The following is a 16,338-nucleotide window of genomic DNA, read 5'->3' on the forward strand; positions in this document are numbered from 1 at the left end:
TCGGAAGTCCGACGGCGCGGCGCGGTTCGATACCGGTCACCGGACGGTCAGAGGTCCAGGACCAGACGGTCGGAGTGCGAGCGGGACACGCAGGGCAGCATGCAGTCGCCCGCCGCACGTTCGTGGTCGGCCAGCACCGCGTCCCGGTGGTCGGGCGTGCCCTCCAGCACCGGGACGAGACAGGTGCCGCACGTGCCCTGCTCGCAGGAGGACAGCACCTCGGCACCGGCCCGGCGCACGGCGTGCAGCACGGACACGTCCGGGGCGACGGTCACCGTACGGCCGGTGCGCCGCAGTTCCACCTCGAAGGGCGTGCTGCGCGTGGGCTCGGACTGGTCGGCGGCGGTGAAGCGCTCGGTACGCAGGCTGTGGTCGGGCCAGTGGGCGCACACCTGCTGGACGGCCGCCAGGAGAGGAGCCGGCCCGCAGCAGTACACCTTGATACCGGGCAGCGGCTCGCCCGGCCACGCGGCCAGATCGAGCAGGCCGCACTCGTCCTGGGGCCTGATGTGCACCCGCTCGCCGTAGGCGTGCGTGAGGTCCGCGCGGAACGCCATCGAGGCGCGAGTACGGCCCCCATAGAGCAACTCCCACTCCGCGCCGACCAGTTCTGCCTGCTGGATCATCGGCAGCAGCGGGGTGATCCCGATGCCGCCCGCGATGAACAGGTAGCGGTCGGCCGGCACCAGGGGGAAATGGTTGTGCACCCCGCCGACGCTCACCCCGTCACCGGGCACGAGCCGGTCGTGCACATACGCCGACCCACCGCGCCCGGCGGACTCACGCAGGACGGCAATGCGGAAACAGTGCGGGTCCCACCGGTCACCGCACAGGGAGTACTGCCGGGTCGTCCCGTCCGGCAGCACGAGATCGATGTGCGCCCCCGGCGTCCAGTCCGGCAGGCGGACACCGTCGGGATGGTCGAGCGCGAGGGACACGACGCCGTCCGCGACGACGTCCTTGGCACGGACCCGCAAGGAGAGGGTGGGGCCGGATCGGGGCATTGCGGGCAGCAGGTTGTGTACGACCACGTTGTCGCCTCCCGTCTGGGGAATGCAGGAAGGATGCGCGTGGCCGCCGGTACGGCGCGACGGCATTCTCACTGAGTGAGAGACGCTTTTCGCACCGATGTCACATTGCCGTCACACAGCGGGCCCCTCTCGTCCGGTGGGCGCGCCGAGCGCACGGGCCACGCCTCGCGCGGCCGTCCGCACGACGGGAACGACCGCCTGGGCGCCCGCGTCATTGGGGACGATGACCGACAGCGCCGCCAGCACCCTGCCGTCCGCACCACGCACCGGGGCGGCCACACCGAGGGCGTCCTCGTGGACATAGCCGGGGCAGTAGGCGTACCCCTGCTTCCGGACGTCGGCCAGGACCGCCCGCAGCCGGCTCGGCGTGGCCGGGGTCGTCGGCGTGTAGGCGGTGAGCGGGCCTGCCAGCAGCCGTTCCCTCAGGTCTGCCGGGCCGTGGGCCAGAAGGACGAGGCCGCTGGAGGAGGCGTACAGCGGTAGACGCCCGGCGATCCGTGTGTAGTTGACCACCGCGTTCGGCGCCGAGAGGCGTTCGAGGAACAGCACCTCGTCACCGTCGAGGACACTCAGCTGCACATGGTGGCCCACCACGTCGTGCACGCCCTCCATGAACGGCATCGCAACCTCCCGCAGGGACAGCACGGGCGAGGCCCGGACGGCGAGTTCCCAGAGCCGGACACCGATCCGCACCCGGCGATCGTCGTCGCGGCCCAGGAAGCCGTGGGCGACCAGCTCGCCCACGAGCCGGGAGGCCGTGGCCACGTGCAGCCCCGTACGGCGCGCGATCTCGGAGACGGTCAGCGCCGGCTCCTCCTGGCTGAACGCCTCCAGGATCCGCGCGGCACGGGACAGGACCGACTCCTGGTGAGGTGCCTTCATCCTGTAACTCCTCGCTTGTACGGGGCGGCCGTGCCCCGACCCGCGTGGCCTCACTCAGCCGCATGTGCGCCGTGTCATGGGCATGGACCGGATGCCATGACAGCGCCCTCCCCTCGCGGCACCGCATCGTACGGTGGCTCCACCACCCGCACCGCAGCGATGGTTGTCAGCATCCGCGCAGGACGCGCCTCGATCAAGGCGATGCGGCGGTGCCGCGGATTCGAACCGGCTGTAACACAGATGAACCATCGGCGGGAGCACGGGAGCACGGGAGCACGGGAGCACGGGAGCACGGGAGCACGGGAGCACGGGAGCACGGGAGCACGGGAGCACGGGAGCACGGGAGCACGGGAGTGAAGGGCCGGGTGCCGGTCAGTTCGTCATAGACCGACAGCGGCCGCCTCCCGACCTCGATCTGGGTTGCAGCGGCCCGGTTCAACAGGGCCTGCAACGGCCCGATGCGACCGGACGCGGAGGACTCGCTCCGCGGTGGTGGCGGCCCGTCGCCCGTCGTGGTGCGGCGGTTCCTTGCCGGTCGGCAGGCCGTCCCAGTGCTCGTCCTGCTTGACAACCACGCCGCGGCCGACCGCGCGCGGATGGCTGGACAGCAGGGTCTCGCCGCTGGCATCGGGGACGGTTGTGTGCAGCATGACCTGGGATTTCGTCGCCCGGATCTCGACCAGCTGACGCGGGCGGACCTTGCGGGCGGGCACCGAGTAGAGGTTTCCGCCGAACGCGACCAGGCAGTCCTTGCCGACCGGCCGCAGATGCCGCTCGGCCACCAGATAGGGCTAGGGTGGCAACGGCTTGAGGGCGGCGTGATCCCGGGCGGCGCGGTGTCCGATGACCTCGTGGTGGGTGGCGTGGGTGCGGGCGCGTCGCTGCGGCACCCACGCCATGAAGGCGGCATCCAGTTCCTCGAGCGAGGAGAACGCCCGCCCGGCCAGCACGTGATCACGCACGATCAACACCTGGCGTTCGACCCGGCCCTTCCCGGTGGGCCGGTAGGAGGCCAGCACGTCGATGTCGAAGTCGTAGTGGCCGGCGAAGCCGACCGCTTCCGGATGCAGCGGCACCGCCTCGCCCGGGGCGACGTGCCGGCGCACGACGGTCTTGGTCCGGTCGTAGACGATCGACATCGGCACCCCGCCGAAGTGCGCAAATGCCCGCCGGTGGCAGTCGAAGAAGGTCTGCAGGTCCTGGCTCGTGGTGAAGCAGCAGAACGGGTCGCGCGAATACGACAGCACCATATGGAACGAGTAGACCTTCGAGATTCCCAGGTGGGCGAGGATCTTGCCTTCATCGCCCCAGTCGACCTGAGCCTGGGCCCCGGGAACCACCTCGAAGCGGCGGTGCATACCCGCCAACTCCCGCGGCTCGATGCCCAGTTCACCCGCGATCCGCGGCCGGGCCTCCTGCAGATAGAGCTTGACCCGCTGATAGTTGATCGTCGAGCCGTACTCCTTCACCAGACGCTCGTGCACCACGGCGCCCTTGATGAGGATCTCTGCCCGCAGCATCGCGTCGATCAACGGGGCGACCTCGTCGACCACCTTCTTCCGGGGCCGGCCATTCGACGTCCGTCTCGGCGGCACCGACGCCGCCGTGCTCGACAGATACTTGCGGACCGTCTTACGGTCCAGCCCAGTCTCCTTGGCCACCTCGGTCAGACTGACCGCTCCTGACTCGACCAGAGCACGGAACCGCCGCAGTTCCAGCCAGCGCTGCGGGTCCAAAACCACCGCGTCACCGCCCTCCGCCACCCTTCACCGGACGAGCAGCAGAGTGCCGTGCACCACGATTCACCGCACCATCAAGCGTCCCTTTTCACTCGTACGCGACCGAGGACGATCGTGTGTACGCCGACAACATCATCATGAGCACGATCGCAGTTCTCGGAAACGGCCGCGTCGGCAGCAACCTCGCCCAAGCCCTCACCCGGGCAGGGCATGAGGTGACCGTGGCGGACCGCGCGCCGGGCGCCGCCGCCCGCACAGCCCAGATCGTCATCAACGCCACCCCGGGCGCCGGCTCGCTGGAGCGTCTCACCGCGCTGCGCGAGGAACTGCGCGACACGATCCTCGTCGACGTCTCCAACGCCACCACCGACGGACCGGACGGACTGCCCGCCAACCTCATCTACTCCGGCTCAAGCCTCGCCGAGCGGCTCCAGCACGCCCTGCCTGACACGCACGTCGTCAAGACCCTCAACACGATGCTGTTCATGGTCATGACTGCCCCGGGAAAGCTGTCCACCGCGCCCACGGCCTACCTTTCCGGCAACGACGAGCAGGCCAAGAAGACCGTCACCGGTCTCCTCGACGACCTGGGATGGGATCCCGCCTGGATCGAGGACCTCGGCGACATCACCACCGCCCGCGCCACCGAAGCCATGATCCTCGTCGTGCCGCACATCATCGGCCGCAACGGCTTCACCCCGTTCGCCGTCTCCCTCGCACGCTGACTTCGCCGCCCGGGGACCCATGTCCCCGTGCCAACACCGAAGGACAGCAACCACGCAGGACGACCACCGCGCCGACGAAGTCGCCGACCGCTACCTTTTGGCAATCCATTGCGGAGATACGCATGTCTCAGGATTTGTTGCGCGCCACGGCCGCCGCCGTCCGCCAGGCGGGCGCCCGGCTGCTCAAGCGCTATTCCACCGCCGCTCGCCAGCCGGGGCTGCCCGACATGCTCACCGATCTTCACGCCAACGACCTGACCGTCGTCGACGTGCTGGAATCCGCGCTGGCCGACATCCTCCCCGAGGCGCGTTGGCTCAACGACGAGCACGGCTCCGGCCCGCTGCCCGAGGGCGCTGGTGGCTGATCGATCCAGTGGGAGGAAACCTCAACGCCGTGCACGGAATGACCGACTGGAACATCGGGGTCAGTCTGATCCGGGACGGCCGCCCGGTGCTCGGGGTGCTGTATTTCCCGCTGCTGGACGAGATGTTCACCGCCACCGAGGGCGGTGGTGCCTTTCTCAACGGAGTGCCCCTGCGGGTTTCGGACAAGCAGTCACTCGAGGGCGCGCTCACCGGAACCGGCCAGGCGCAGCCCGGCACGACCGTCGCCCTGGCCGACCGCGTGGGCGCCTCGTTCGCCATGATGTCCAAGGCCGCGCTCTACGTCCGGGTCTCGGTGCCGGTCAGCCACCAGCTCGCCCAGGTCGCGGCGGGGAGGATGGATCTGCACTGGCAGTTCGACAACGTCCGCGCCCACGCCGGCGGTGTGCTGCTGGTGCTGGAGGCCGGCGGGGTGGTCACCGACCTCGACGGCAAGCCGTGGACGATCGCCTCGGAGAGTTATCTGGCCGCCGCACCTGGAGTGCACGCCGCCGCGCTCGAGGTCCTCACCGCCTGAACCCCTCGCCGCCAGGAGGGAACGCTGAATCATCGCCCGGCGATGGGCGAGCGTGCCGCACATCTCTGCGGCATCCCTCGAGTACAGATCGGTGCAAAGCGAAAGCCTTCTGGGGTTTCAAGCGAATTGGCGTTGCTGTTCCCGGTGTACCGGACGGCCGCTGATCGTGGCGGCCCATGACATTGCACCTCGTATGCGGAAGAAGTCAAACGAGGCAAGCCTCATTGATTCACGACGCGAATCGCGTCGATGATCAACGAAACGGAAAGGTGTAGGCGTGAAGAGTGTTGTATTGCGGCACCAATTCACCGTTCCTGCAACGCCCGAAGCGGCGGTTTCATATCTGATGAAACCATCCAGCTACGTCGAGCTCAACGGATTTGTGATTGCCGTCCGAGACATTCGCGAGGAGGAAGGCGCCACCGCATACACCGCGGTCGAGCGACTGCCTGCCCTCGGATGGCACTTCCACAGTGCCCTCAAGGTCCGTGTCCGAAGCGAGGAGAAGGGAAGGCGATTCATCATGGAGGTGGACGGTCGTGGAGGAGTACGTGTACGGGGAGAGACCGAGTTCACCTCCGCCCCTGAAGGCTCGGTGGCCGACGACACCATCGCTCTGACCGCTCCTGCGCTCCTGCGGCCGTATGCCAGTAAGCAGGCGCGGGTCGGTCAGCTGCACCGAGGAAAGGCCCTGGCCGTCAGCCTCAGCTGAATTCCCGGATACCTGGTGTCACCCCGTCAGGAAATGCGGCAGGGCGACGTTGGCTGCCCCACATGGTTCGGCCCGTTACTGGCCGGGATGCCACGGGTAGAGGAGCCCGAAACGAACTCGAGCGGGCGCGGGCGGTAAGGGACGACGGCGAACTGCCCGTCATGCGCAACGGCGGTGACCGTGGACACCCCATTGCCGATGATGATGTCGAAAGGCGCGAACCGGCACGACGTGATGGCGGCCCACGGTTTGCTCCCGGTCACGGCCTCCAGTGTGATTGCCGACTGGGGCGGCTCGCAGACACCTGAGACAGCCGGCATCTGTCATCGGCACTCGCCCCGATCCGTGACTTGCCGACACGTCATTGGCTGTGGCGGCTTCAGTTCTGGGAGCGATTGCTCGCGTCTGGCTCCGGCTCGGCGAGCTCCTTCGGAGCGGCGCGGCGGATGGCCAGGTGGAGCGCGTCATGTCCTGGTGAAGCGGGCAGGGGCCCTGGTTGGAGCTTCGAGGGATTGCATGAGTAGGGCGATGACGCGACGCCAGGCATCGAGGGGGGCGTCGCCAGTGGCACTGACGACGCCGGCGCTGGCCATGTGGATCAGCACCAGGTCCGATGGGTCGAAGTCCTCGCGGAGGCGGCCGGTGGCCTTGGCGCGGCTGATGAGCTCGACTATTCCTGCATAGGCCTCATCGCGACGCTGTTCCATGGCCTTGGCCGTAGGGAAGGACGTGGTCAGGACGTCGGCGAAGCCACTGACGGCCGCCTGCATCGCATAGGCGACCTCGACGTAGTCGGCAAATCCGTGACAGGGATCGGGGTCGTCGAGAGCGGCGGCGACGGTGTCGAAGAGGCGTTGTCGGCGTCCATGCGTTCGGCGAAGACCGCGGCGAGGCGACCGGCCCCTGCTTGGTGGGGAAGCGGCGGAACATGATGGCGATGCCGACGCCTGCCTCGTGACTAGGGAGGCCATGGAGGCGCCGAGGCCGTCACGCGCGAAACGCTGTGCGCGCGGCGGCGATGACCCGCTCCCGGTTGCGCTCGGCGTCGCTGGGCGGCGGTGTCGGGGGCTGGGAGGCAGGCGGCATGCCGACCAGTCGAGCAATCGGATCGCCCTATCCATTTTTGGTGGTACTGTCGTTGCAGTGACCCGGAAAGCCCTATCCGGATCTTGAAATGGATAGGGCTATCCGGATGTGGAGTGCGGTGTCGGCCCCGCCGACCCGATCACTGCATCGCTGGACAACACCGTTTCCCATGATGTTCTTGCGAAAGGACTTGCTGTGCCCACTCTTGCCATCGTCGGCGCCGGCCCTCAGATGGGTCTGGCCATTGCCCGCATCTTCGGTTCCCAGGGCTTCGACGTCGCCCTGATCTCCCGTAACCGGGAGAAGCTGGATGATCTCGTCGGCAAGCTCGGTGCCGAGGGCATCACTGCCGCCGCGTTCCCCGCGAACGTGCTGGACCGCGCCGGGCTCACCCACGCCTTGGCGGAGGCGGCTGCCAGGTTCGGCCGGATCGACGTCCTGGAGTACTCCCCGGTGGGGACGTTCGGCATCACCACGCTGACTGCTCCGGCCACCACCGAGCCGTCGGACGTCGAGTACGAGATGAACGTCCAGCTGTACGGGGCCATTGCCGCTACGAAGGCGGTGCTGCCCGCGATGCGGGAAGCCGGGGCCGGCACCCTGCTGTACACCACGGGTGCCGGATCGATCTGGCCCGACCCGAGGGTCGCCAATGTCAACGCCGCCGCTGCGGCGCTGCGGAACTGGGTGATGAACCTCCACAAGGAGCTCGCCGACGCAGGTACGGGCATTCAGGCCGCCCACATCGGTATCGACACGGCGATCGGCGTGTCGGTCATCCCCGGTATCGAGCCTGCTCAGCCCGAGCAGATCACCCCCCTGTACTGGGATTTGCACACCACCAAGCGCGACGAAGCCGAACTCGTCTTCAAGCTCGACGAGAACGGCTTCCCCCGCGGCTGATGCCGTGCTGACTGCTTCGTTCAAGCCGGGTCGCGTCGCGGTGAGCCACTGCCGCGGCGCGACCAGCGGCAAGTGGGCCGTTGTGGAGCATCATTTCCTGCGGGGCGTGGGGTCCTGCTTGCCGGTTGGAGATCATGGCGAGGCGGATCAAGCTCCCGGAGTGCGCCGGTTTGGCCTCGTAGTAGCGGGCGAGGCGACGGTGCATCATGCACTCGAGATTCCGTTTCACGACCCAGCGCCGTGGGATCACGGAAAAGCCTTTGACCTGCTCGTTCCGTGGAACGACGGTTGAGCGAGGTCTTCTGTCGCTCGGCCGGCCAGGCCGTCAACGTTGGCTCGAACAATGCCCAGCGAGCATCGGGCAGAGGCAAAAGCCGTCCCGTGGAAGGTATGAGAACCAGACAGGAGCTATCGGCCTGAAACATGGCGAAATGTGAGATCAGCCCCGGCGTGACCGAGGCCGCAAACCACTTGTTTCGCCTGTACGACCTAAATTCCGGCAGGAGTGATCCTGCATGAATGGAACAAAAGTGACGTGAACGTCCTCTCAGGCCTCTGGGATCTCGACGCCGTAGCCCTCCAGGGTGATGGCGGCCGGCTCGGGCCCACCGCGCACCCCGGTGTCGAGCGCGTTGATCGCGGCGAGCTGCTCGGCGGTGAGCTCGAAGTCGAAGACGTCGAAGTTCTCGGCGATGCGGGCGGGCTTGGTCGACTTCGGGATTGCCGAGCGCCCTTCCTGAAGGTGCCAGCGCAGCATCACCTGGGCGGCCGACTTTCCGTGCTGCCCGGCGATCTCCTGCAGCGTGGGGTCGTCGAAGGTGCTCTTGTCGCCGCCGCGGTAGGAGGTGATGCCGCCGATGGGCGACCACGCCTGCGTCAGGATGCCGTGCTCGGCGTGCACATCCTGCAGTGACGTCTGCTGGAAGTAGGGATGGACCTCGATCTGGTTCACCGCCGGTACGACGGACGTCTCCTTCAGGAGGCGGTCGAGGTGCTCGGGCATGAAGTTGCTGACGCCGATGGCGCGGACCTTGCCGTCCGCCAGGAGCTTCTCCAGCGCCCGGTAGGCGTCGAGGGTGCGGTCGAAGGCCGTGGGCAGCGGCTGGTGGAGGAGGAGCAGGTCGAGCCGGTCGACGCCGAGCTTGCCGGCGCTCTTGTCGAAGGAGTGCAGCGTGGCGTCGTAGCCGTAGTCGGTGATCCAGATCTTCGTCTCGATGAACACCTCGTCGCGGGCGAGGCCGGAGCGGCGGATGCCCTCGCCGACCTCACGCTCGTTGCCGTATGCGGCGGCCGTGTCCACGTGCCGGTAACCGACCCGCAGGGCTTCGGCGACGGCGGCGGACGTGACGTCGGGCGGGGTCTGGAAGACGCCGAGCCCGAGCGCGGGCATCTCAACACCGTTGTTCACAGTGATCGTGTTCTTGGACATGCTTCGACCGTAGGCGCGCGGACGGCGGGAGTGAGAGTCACTGCCGTTATCCCCCGCCGAGCATCCCTCGGATGTAGGCACCACGCTGCCCTGGGGGTCACTGACAGCCACCCCCACGCCCGGGACCTCGCGCGTTACGTTGGCAGCATGAGCCTTGCCCGCGACGTGCAGCAGTTCCTGACCGAGATGCGCGCCCGCCTCACCCCTGAGGAAGCCGGCGTGACCGTCTTCGGCGGCGAGCGCCGTGTCCCGGGCCTGCGCCGCGAGGAGGTCGCTCAGCTTGCCGGAGTCAGTACGGCGTACTACACCCGCATGGAACGCGGGAATCTGCGCGGCGTTTCCGAGGGCGTACTGCGCTCGCTGGCCCGCACCCTGCGCATGGACGACGCGGAGACTCAGCACCTGTTCGACCTCGCCCGTGCGGCCTCCGACGGCACCCGGACACGCCGTACCAAGCCCCGGCCGGTTCGGCTGCCGCAGCGGGTGGCGCAACTGATCAACACCATGTCCGACGTGCCGACGATCGTCCTCGGCCCCCTCGGCGACGTGCTCGCGGCCAACGCCCTGGGACGAGCGCTCTTCCCGCACCTGTTCCCGGACAACGATCAGCCGCTCAACCACACGCGCTACCTCTTCCGAGATGAGCGCGCACGCGACTTCTACGTCGACTGGGAGAGCGACGCCCACCATGTCGTGTCGGCGCTGCGCCTGCTCGCCGGCCGCGACCCCTCCGATCCCGCCCTGATGGCCCTGGTCGGTGAACTCGCCACCCACAGCACCGAGTTCCGTGCCTGGTGGGCAGGCCACACGGTGACCGTCCATGCGGCAGGAACGAAAGCGATTCGCCACCCCGTGGTCGGCGAGCTCACCGTCGCCTACGAGACCCTCGCCCTGGGCTCGGCCCCCGACGTGCGGATCGTCACCTACCTCGCCGACCCGGGCACTCCATCGGCCGACGCCCTCGCCCTGCTGCGCAGCTGGATCGCCACCCCAGGGTCGTCCGTCGAACCCGATATCTCCCCCCAGCCGTCGCCCCCTGCGCCGTCCGGACCCTGACAGCGAAGTGGCATTGCGTGGTGTGACACGGCGCCCCGCCAGCCGTGTTTCCGGGGTGCGGCGCTGCGGGACTGACATGTACGAGGAGCGAGGAACAGTGCATGGACAGGTGCAGTGAACTGGGGCGATCCCTCCGGGCCCGGCGCGCCCAGGTGACCACCGAGGATGCGGGGCTGTCGCCCAGCAGCGGGCTGTGCCGCACGGCCGGACTGCGCCGCGAGGAAGTGGCCTCCCTGGCCGGAGTCGGCATCGACTGCTATGCCCTTTGGAGCGTCACATCGAGACTCGCCCCAGCCCGAGGTGCAGGCCTCTGGCCCGGCCGCCCAACTCCTCGCCGAGCAGGGCTGGATCACCCTCTGCTTCGACGCCCCGCGCTTCGGCGACAGCACCGGTGAACCGCGCTTCATGGAGAGCCCCGCCATCCGCGTGGAGGACTTCCACGCAGGCGTCGACTTCCTGAGCACCCACCCGCTGGTGGATCGGGACCGGGGGACGCGTGCGCCGGGAGGTCTCGACAACGAGACCGACGAGATCGGCGGAGGCCGCCAGCTGGGCGGAAGACGGCCGCACTGGGCGCCGACCTCTTTGCCTCCTCCATCACCGAGCGAGGAGTGCACCCGAACTGCCCGGGCGTCCTCACATTCGCGAGCCTGCCGGGAATGTCCGACTCCACTCCTTCCCCTTCGTTCAGATCGAGGAGATCTCGCCCCGCCCCTTGCTGATGATCCTCGTCCCCGGCGCCGGCCAAGCCCACCTCTGCGACCAGGCGCCCTACAGCACCCAGCGCTGGACCGGGGCCCGCACCCGCCGGCCGGACTGGCGGCGATGATCACCTAGCCGCTGACTGCCGGCGATGGATGGGCCCTGTGCTCCACGACAAGGGCGCCCCCGAGCCCCCGTGGGTGTGGGCGGTGATCTCCGCCGCGATGGAGAGAGCTGTCTCTTCGGGAGTGTGCGCGCCGAGGTCCAGGCCGATCGGGGAGTGCAGCCGGGCGAGGTGCTCCTCCGGGACCGCGGCCGTCCGCAGGAGTTCCAGACGCTGCGTGTGGGTGCGGCGTGAGCCCATCGCGCCCACGTAGCCCACGGGCAGGCCGAGTGCCAGGCGCAGCAGGGGGACGTCGAACTTGGCGTCGTGGGTCAGGACGCAGACGGCGGTGCGGGCGTCCACTTCCGTGGCGGCGAGGTAGCGGTGCGGCCAGTCGGCCACGACCTCGTCGGCGTGGGGGAAGCGCGCGGCGGTCGCGAAGACGGGGCGGGCGTCGCACACCGTGACCCGGTAGCCGAGGAACCGGCCGATCTCGCTGAGCGCGCCGGCGAAGTCGACGGCGCCGAAGATCAGCATCCGGGGCCGGGACGCGTGGGTGTGGACGAGGACGGACAGCCTCTCCGGGCACGTGGCCGCGTCGCCGCCGACCTCGACCCGACCCGTACGGCCCGCGCGCAGCAGGGCGCCCGCCTGCGCCGCCGCCACAGCCTCCCACTCCTCTCCACCGCCTGCTCCGGCCTCGGTGCTGCCGTCGCCGGAGACGCTCAGGGTGCGACCCAGGAGTCCTTCGGGTCCGTCGACGATCTGGGCCACGGCGACGGGCCGGCCGGACGTCACCTCGCCGAGGGCGGCCGTGAGGTGGGGCTGGTCGGCCGGGTCGATCCGCTGCACCAGGACGTCCAGTTCGCCACCGCAGGTCAGGCCTACGGCGAAGGCGTCGTCGTCGGAGTAGCCGAAGCGGGCCCGGGTCGGCGGCGCGTCGCCCTTGAGTACTTCTTGGCACAGCTCGTAGACGGCCGCCTCCACACATCCGCCGGACACGCTGCCGACCACGTTGCCGTCGCCGTCCACCGCCAGTGCGGTGCCGACGGGCAGCGGCGCGCTGCCGCTGACCTGGACGACGGTGGCGAGGGCGAAGGGACGGGCCGCGCGGCACCAGTCGTGCAGCGTGTCCGCGATGTTCAGCATTTACGGGCTCTCCGGGACGGTTGAGAGCAGGGACTCGGCGGTGATGGGCAGCTCGCGCACCCGTCGGCCCGTGGCGTGGAAGACGGCGTTGGCGATCGCGGGTGCCACCCCCACCAGGACGACCTCCCCGAGGCCCTTGACGCCGAGCGGGTCCGCCTCGTCGTCACGGCCGTCGACGTAGATCGCTTTGAGGTCGGGGACGTCGGCGTTGACCGGGACGAGGTAGTCGGCGAGGTTGGCGTTGACGATCCGGCCGTCGCGGTGATCGGTGATCGTGTGTTCCAGCAGGGCCGCGCCGATCCCGCCGGTCATGGCGCCGAGGGCCTGGCTGTCGGCCAGCTTCGGGCTGATGATCCGGCCCGCGTCGAAGACACCGAGCATCCGCCGCACCCGGACCAGTCCGAGGCGGGCGTCGACGGCGACCTCGGCGAACACCGCGCCGTACGCGTACATGGACGACCGTGACTGGCTTGGGCTCCAGGTGCCCATCGCCTCCAGGTACGCGCGGTTGTTGCGGGTGAGGAGCTGCCGGTACGTCTCCCCGCGCGCGGGGTTGTCCGTGAGGTGCAGTCGGCCTGCGCGCACCACCACGTCGTCGGCGGCGGCGCCGTACAAGGGTGATCGTGAGTCGCCGAGGGCGAGTTCGATCGCCTGCCGGCGCAGCTTGTCGCAGCCGTCCTGGACGGCGGAGCCGACGCTGGCCATGGTCAGCGAGCCGCCGTGGAGCGGCGCGGTGGGCATGTTCGTGTCGCCGAGCCGGAAGGTGACGTTGTGGACGGCGAGGCCGAGGGCGTCGGCGGCGACCTGTGTCATGGACGTGTAGGTGCCGGGGCCCATGTCGCTGGTGGATGACTCGACCAGGGCGGTGCCGTCGGCGTCCAGCCGTACCGAGGCCTGGCCGGGTAAGCGCAGGGTGTCGTAGAGGGCGGTGGCCATGCCGGTGCCGATCAGCCAGTCGCCGTCCCGGGTCGAGCGGGGCTTCGGGTTGCGGCGGCTCCAGCCGAACTCGCGGGCGCCGACGGTGTAGCACTCACGCAGCCGCCGGGTGGAGAAGGGCCGCCCGCTGGACTGGTCGTTGTCGGGTTCGTTGCGCAGGCGAAGCTCGATGGGGTCGATGCCGAGCTTTGCCGCGAGTTCGTCCATTGCGCTTTCGAGGGGGAAGGCGGCGGTGGAGTAGCCCGGGCCGCGCATCGGGGTCGGGGTGTTGACGTCCAGCGGCACGGTCCGGTGCGTCTGGGCCACGTTGGGGGTGGTGTAGAGCATCTGCCCGGGCATGATGACGCCGCGCTCGGTGAACGTCTCGTAGCTGGACGTCTCGGCGCGCACGTCGTGGGTCATCGCGGTCAGCCGCCCGCGCAGGTCGCTGCCCAGGCGCACTTTGTACTCGTACGACGGCCGGTAGCCGACCCCGAAGTACAGCTGCCTGCGGGTCAGGACGAGCTTGACCGGGCGGCCCGTCTCGCGGGCGGCGAGGGCCGCGATGGTGATGTGCGGCCAGGCCCGGGCGGCGTTGCCGAACGCGCCGCCGACGAAGGGCGAGATGACGCGGATGTTCTCCGCCGGGATGCCGAAGTTGGCGGCGAGTTCGTCGCGCGGGCTCTGCACCCACTGGGTCTTGTCCCACAGGGCGAGCTTGTCGCCGTCCCATTGGGCGACAGTGGCGTGGGGTTCCATCGCGTTGTGGTGGTTGCGGGCGGGGCGGTACGTCATCTCCAGGCGTACGGGCGCGTCGCGCAGGGCCGCTTCGGCGTCGCCGCGTGTGTAGGTGCGGGGTTCGCCCGCCGCCGCGGCCTCGGCCAGGTCGGTGTGGGGCTGTTCGGCGTCGTAGTCGATCTTCACCAGGCTTGCCGCGTGCTGGGCGGTCTCCAGGGTGGTGGCCACGACGACGGCGACCGGCTGGCCGTGGAAGCGGACTTGGCCGTCCTGGAAGACGCGCAGTCGCTCGCCCGGCAGGTTGAGCGAGCCGGGGTTGGGCCCGTAGGGCAGCTTGGGGGCGTTGCGGTGGTGGAGCACCTTCAGGACGCCGGGCTGGGCTTCGGCGGCGCGGGTGTCGATGCCGGTGACAAGGCCCCGGCCGATACTGCTGTCGACCACGACCGCGTGCGCGACGCCCTGGGACCCTGACGGCTCGTGGTCGGCGGCGTACTTGGCCTGGCCGGTGACCTTCAGGCGCCCGTCCACGCGGGAGAGCGGGGCGCCGACGGCTGCCTGCGGTTGGGGGCTCAGCGGCTGTCTCCTACGATGCGCAGCTGGCGTTCGACGGTCCGTTTGAGCAACTCGACCTTGAACCGGTTGTGTTCGAGCGGCTGGGCCCCGTCCGCGGCCGACGCCGAGGCTCGGGCCCACAGGCGCTCCGAAGGGCGTTCGCCGATCAGGGCTCGTTCGACCGTGGGCAGTTTCCACGGCACGGTGCCCACACCGCCGGCCGCCACCAGCGCCTCGCGGATCATGCCGCCACGGATGTGCAGGGCGACAGCGGCGGAGGTGAGGGCGAACTCGTAGGACTGCCGGTCGCGCACCTTCAGGTAGCCGGACTTGAGCGGGCGTGGATGGGCGGGGATCTCCACTGCGGTAATCAACTCGCCTCGTTTGAGGGCTTGTTCGCGCTGTGGCGTGGTGCCGGGCCGCAGCAGGAAGTCGGCGATGGGGACGGCACGTTCCCCGTCCGGGCCGAGCAGCTGCACTTGTGCCTCCAATGCGGCGAAGGCGACGGCCACGTCGGAGGGATGGGTGGCCACGCAGTCGTCGGAGGTGCCCAGGATCGCGTGGCTGCGGTTGACGCCCTCCCGCGCGGCACAGCCCGAGCCCGGCTCGCGCTTGTTGCAGGTGGCGGTCACATCGCGGAAGTACGTGCAGCGGGTGCGCTGCATGATGTTGCCGCCGATGGTGGCCATGTTCCGCAGCTGCGCGGACGCACTCAGCTCCAGGGCCTGCGAGACGACCGGATACAGGGTGCGCACCTTGCGGTGGGCGGCGGCCTCGCTCATGGTCACCAGTGCGCCGATCCGCAGCCCGCCCCGCTCGGTGACGGTGACCTCGTCCAGCGGCAGTGCGCTGATGTCGACGAGGGTGTCCGGGCGTTCGACGGTCTCGCGCATCAGGTCGACCAGGGTGGTCCCGCCCGCGATGTAACGGCCGCCGCGCCGGCCGGCCTCAACTGCCGCACGCGTGCTGGGTGCCTTGGTGAAAGAGAAGGGATACATGGCCACTCACTTCCGGCCCGTGGCTTGTTCGACCGCGCGCACGATCTTGACATAGCAGCCGCAGCGGCAGATGTTGCCGCTCATCCACTCCCGGATCTCCTCCGGGGAACCGGTGTGGCCTTCCTTGATGCAGCCCACGCCGGAGACGATCTGGCCGGGGGTGCAGTAGCCGCACTGGAAAGCGTCCTGATCGATGAACGCCTGTTGCAGGGGGTGCAGTTGATCTCCTCTGGTCAAGCCATCGACGGTGGTGACCTCGGCACCTTCCAGCCGGATTGCCAGCGTCAGACAGGAGTTGACGCGCCGGCCGTCGACCAGAACCGTGCACGCCCCGCAGGCTCCCGCGTTGCAGCCCTTCTTGGAGCCGGTCAGACCGAGGTGCTCGCGCAGCAGGTCGAGCAGCGAGGTGCGGTTGTCGACAGTGATGGTGTGGCGCTCGCCGTTGACGGTCAGGGAGACCCGGCTGGAGGGCGAGGTCTCGGCGGCGGTGGCCTCCTCGGGGCCGATCAGCGAGGCGCCCGCGATCAGGCCGCCTGTCGCGATGACACCGCCGGCCGCGGAGGTGGTGGCGATGAAGGTACGGCGCGACGGCTCGGACGGGGGCTGGGTGGGGGGAGACGCGGCTGGCTGGGAAGTCTCGGTGGACATGCTCACTCTCTCGACTCAGGGACGGCGGGGGGACTCGCTGATCGGTGTGAGCCCACGACGGAGTTCCAC

The 16,338-nt window shown here is 69.3% G+C and carries 15 protein-coding genes and 2 pseudogenes; 6 read left to right on the plus strand and 11 right to left on the minus strand.

All coding sequences use genetic code 11. The features are described 5' to 3' along the window. Positions 1–47: 47 nt before the first annotated feature. The 3 genes and pseudogenes from ACIHIX_RS34655 to istA form a co-directional block, all read right to left on the minus strand. Positions 48–1,004 carry a PDR/VanB family oxidoreductase gene (locus ACIHIX_RS34655; protein ID WP_399963454.1) on the minus strand — a complete coding sequence of 319 codons (957 nt, stop codon included), beginning with the start codon at positions 1,002–1,004 and terminating at the stop codon, positions 48–50. Positions 1,005–1,142: 138 nt separating this feature from the next. Further along, positions 1,143–1,913, minus strand: coding sequence for an IclR family transcriptional regulator (locus ACIHIX_RS34660; protein ID WP_399963242.1), 771 nt, complete (start codon positions 1,911–1,913; stop codon positions 1,143–1,145). Positions 1,914–2,265: 352 nt separating this feature from the next. Next, positions 2,266–3,655, minus strand: a pseudogene (istA, locus tag ACIHIX_RS34665) (IS21 family transposase); the annotation flags it as partial. Between the two features lie 134 nt (positions 3,656–3,789). On the opposite strand from istA, the gene ACIHIX_RS34670 reads away from it, so the two are divergent. The 4 genes from ACIHIX_RS34670 to ACIHIX_RS34685 all read left to right on the plus strand — a co-directional run bounded on the left by ACIHIX_RS34670 (position 3,790) and on the right by ACIHIX_RS34685 (position 5,990). Continuing rightward, a complete protein-coding gene (locus ACIHIX_RS34670; protein WP_399963244.1) occupies positions 3,790–4,377 on the plus strand; it encodes an NADPH-dependent F420 reductase in 588 nt (195 codons plus the stop codon). Positions 4,378–4,499: 122 nt separating this feature from the next. After that, positions 4,500–4,742 (plus strand): hypothetical protein, encoded by a 243-nt coding sequence (locus ACIHIX_RS34675; protein ID WP_399963246.1) that lies wholly within the window; start codon positions 4,500–4,502, stop codon positions 4,740–4,742. Between the two features lie 38 nt (positions 4,743–4,780). Then, positions 4,781–5,278 (plus strand): inositol monophosphatase family protein, encoded by a 498-nt coding sequence (locus tag ACIHIX_RS34680; protein WP_399963456.1) that lies wholly within the window; start codon positions 4,781–4,783, stop codon positions 5,276–5,278. Positions 5,279–5,555: 277 nt separating this feature from the next. Next, positions 5,556–5,990 (plus strand): hypothetical protein, encoded by a 435-nt coding sequence (locus ACIHIX_RS34685; protein ID WP_399963248.1) that lies wholly within the window; start codon positions 5,556–5,558, stop codon positions 5,988–5,990. Between the two features lie 26 nt (positions 5,991–6,016). Here ACIHIX_RS34685 and ACIHIX_RS34690 read toward each other — a convergent pair whose 3' ends face one another. Next, positions 6,017–6,253, minus strand: a complete 237-nt coding sequence (locus ACIHIX_RS34690) for a hypothetical protein (protein ID WP_399963250.1) — start codon at positions 6,251–6,253, stop codon at positions 6,017–6,019. Between the two features lie 201 nt (positions 6,254–6,454). Beyond that, on the minus strand, positions 6,455–6,760 hold the full coding sequence (locus tag ACIHIX_RS34695) for a hypothetical protein (protein WP_399963252.1): 306 nt from the start codon (positions 6,758–6,760) through the stop codon (positions 6,455–6,457). Between the two features lie 511 nt (positions 6,761–7,271). Here ACIHIX_RS34695 and ACIHIX_RS34700 point away from each other — a divergent pair. Then, on the plus strand, positions 7,272–7,979 hold the full coding sequence (locus ACIHIX_RS34700; protein ID WP_399963254.1) for an SDR family NAD(P)-dependent oxidoreductase: 708 nt from the start codon (positions 7,272–7,274) through the stop codon (positions 7,977–7,979). Positions 7,980–8,103: 124 nt separating this feature from the next. On the opposite strand, the pseudogene ACIHIX_RS34705 reads toward ACIHIX_RS34700, so the two are convergent. Beyond that, positions 8,104–8,265 (minus strand): annotated as a pseudogene (locus ACIHIX_RS34705) (IS5/IS1182 family transposase); the annotation flags it as partial. A 261-nt stretch (positions 8,266–8,526) separates the two neighbouring features. Continuing rightward, positions 8,527–9,408 (minus strand): aldo/keto reductase, encoded by an 882-nt coding sequence (locus tag ACIHIX_RS34710; RefSeq protein ID WP_399963256.1) that lies wholly within the window; start codon positions 9,406–9,408, stop codon positions 8,527–8,529. A gap of 147 nt (positions 9,409–9,555) precedes the next feature. Here ACIHIX_RS34710 and ACIHIX_RS34715 point away from each other — a divergent pair, with 147 nt between their 5' ends. Beyond that, the gene (locus ACIHIX_RS34715) at positions 9,556–10,464 is read left to right on the plus strand and encodes a helix-turn-helix transcriptional regulator (protein ID WP_399963258.1); all 909 of its coding nucleotides are present in this window, start codon (positions 9,556–9,558) and stop codon (positions 10,462–10,464) included. Between the two features lie 829 nt (positions 10,465–11,293). On the opposite strand, the gene ACIHIX_RS34720 is transcribed toward ACIHIX_RS34715, so the two are convergent. From ACIHIX_RS34720 to ACIHIX_RS34735, 4 genes are read right to left on the minus strand one after another with little or no spacing between them, the layout of a single operon-like run. Then, on the minus strand, positions 11,294–12,418 hold the full coding sequence (locus tag ACIHIX_RS34720) for an XdhC family protein (RefSeq protein WP_399963260.1): 1,125 nt from the start codon (positions 12,416–12,418) through the stop codon (positions 11,294–11,296). Next, positions 12,419–14,644: a xanthine dehydrogenase family protein molybdopterin-binding subunit gene (locus tag ACIHIX_RS34725; protein WP_399963458.1), complete on the minus strand. Its 2,226-nt coding sequence runs from the start codon at positions 14,642–14,644 to the stop codon at positions 12,419–12,421. After that, positions 14,641–15,621: an FAD binding domain-containing protein gene (locus ACIHIX_RS34730; RefSeq protein WP_399963262.1), complete on the minus strand. Its 981-nt coding sequence runs from the start codon at positions 15,619–15,621 to the stop codon at positions 14,641–14,643. Before ACIHIX_RS34730 ends, ACIHIX_RS34725 begins: the two co-directional genes overlap by 4 nt. A gap of 6 nt (positions 15,622–15,627) precedes the next feature. Then, positions 15,628–16,269 carry a 2Fe-2S iron-sulfur cluster-binding protein gene (locus ACIHIX_RS34735; protein ID WP_399963264.1) on the minus strand — a complete coding sequence of 214 codons (642 nt, stop codon included), beginning with the start codon at positions 16,267–16,269 and terminating at the stop codon, positions 15,628–15,630. Positions 16,270–16,338: the final 69 nt, after the last annotated feature.

It is taken from the genome of Streptomyces sp. NPDC051913 (genome assembly GCF_044593635.1).
In the GTDB taxonomy this organism is placed as follows: Bacteria; Actinomycetota; Actinomycetes; order Streptomycetales; family Streptomycetaceae; genus Streptomyces.

Bases quoted from the DNA above. Each gene is read 5' to 3' on its own strand.
- ACIHIX_RS34735 (WP_399963264.1), bottom strand. From the start codon at position 16,269: ATGTCCACCGAGACTTCCCAGCCAGCCGCGTCTCCCCCCACCCAGCCC.
- ACIHIX_RS34695 (WP_399963252.1), bottom strand. From the start codon at position 6,760: ATGCAGGCGGCCGTCAGTGGCTTCGCCGACGTCCTGACCACGTCCTTC.
- ACIHIX_RS34715 (WP_399963258.1), top strand. From the start codon at position 9,556: ATGAGCCTTGCCCGCGACGTGCAGCAGTTCCTGACCGAGATGCGCGCC.
- ACIHIX_RS34655 (WP_399963454.1), bottom strand. From the start codon at position 1,004: ATGCCCCGATCCGGCCCCACCCTCTCCTTGCGGGTCCGTGCCAAGGAC.
- ACIHIX_RS34660 (WP_399963242.1), bottom strand. From the start codon at position 1,913: ATGAAGGCACCTCACCAGGAGTCGGTCCTGTCCCGTGCCGCGCGGATC.
- ACIHIX_RS34720 (WP_399963260.1), bottom strand. From the start codon at position 12,418: ATGCTGAACATCGCGGACACGCTGCACGACTGGTGCCGCGCGGCCCGT.
- ACIHIX_RS34680 (WP_399963456.1), top strand. From the start codon at position 4,781: ATGACCGACTGGAACATCGGGGTCAGTCTGATCCGGGACGGCCGCCCG.
- ACIHIX_RS34730 (WP_399963262.1), bottom strand. From the start codon at position 15,621: ATGTATCCCTTCTCTTTCACCAAGGCACCCAGCACGCGTGCGGCAGTT.
- ACIHIX_RS34675 (WP_399963246.1), top strand. From the start codon at position 4,500: ATGTCTCAGGATTTGTTGCGCGCCACGGCCGCCGCCGTCCGCCAGGCG.
- ACIHIX_RS34670 (WP_399963244.1), top strand. From the start codon at position 3,790: ATGAGCACGATCGCAGTTCTCGGAAACGGCCGCGTCGGCAGCAACCTC.
- ACIHIX_RS34710 (WP_399963256.1), bottom strand. From the start codon at position 9,408: ATGTCCAAGAACACGATCACTGTGAACAACGGTGTTGAGATGCCCGCG.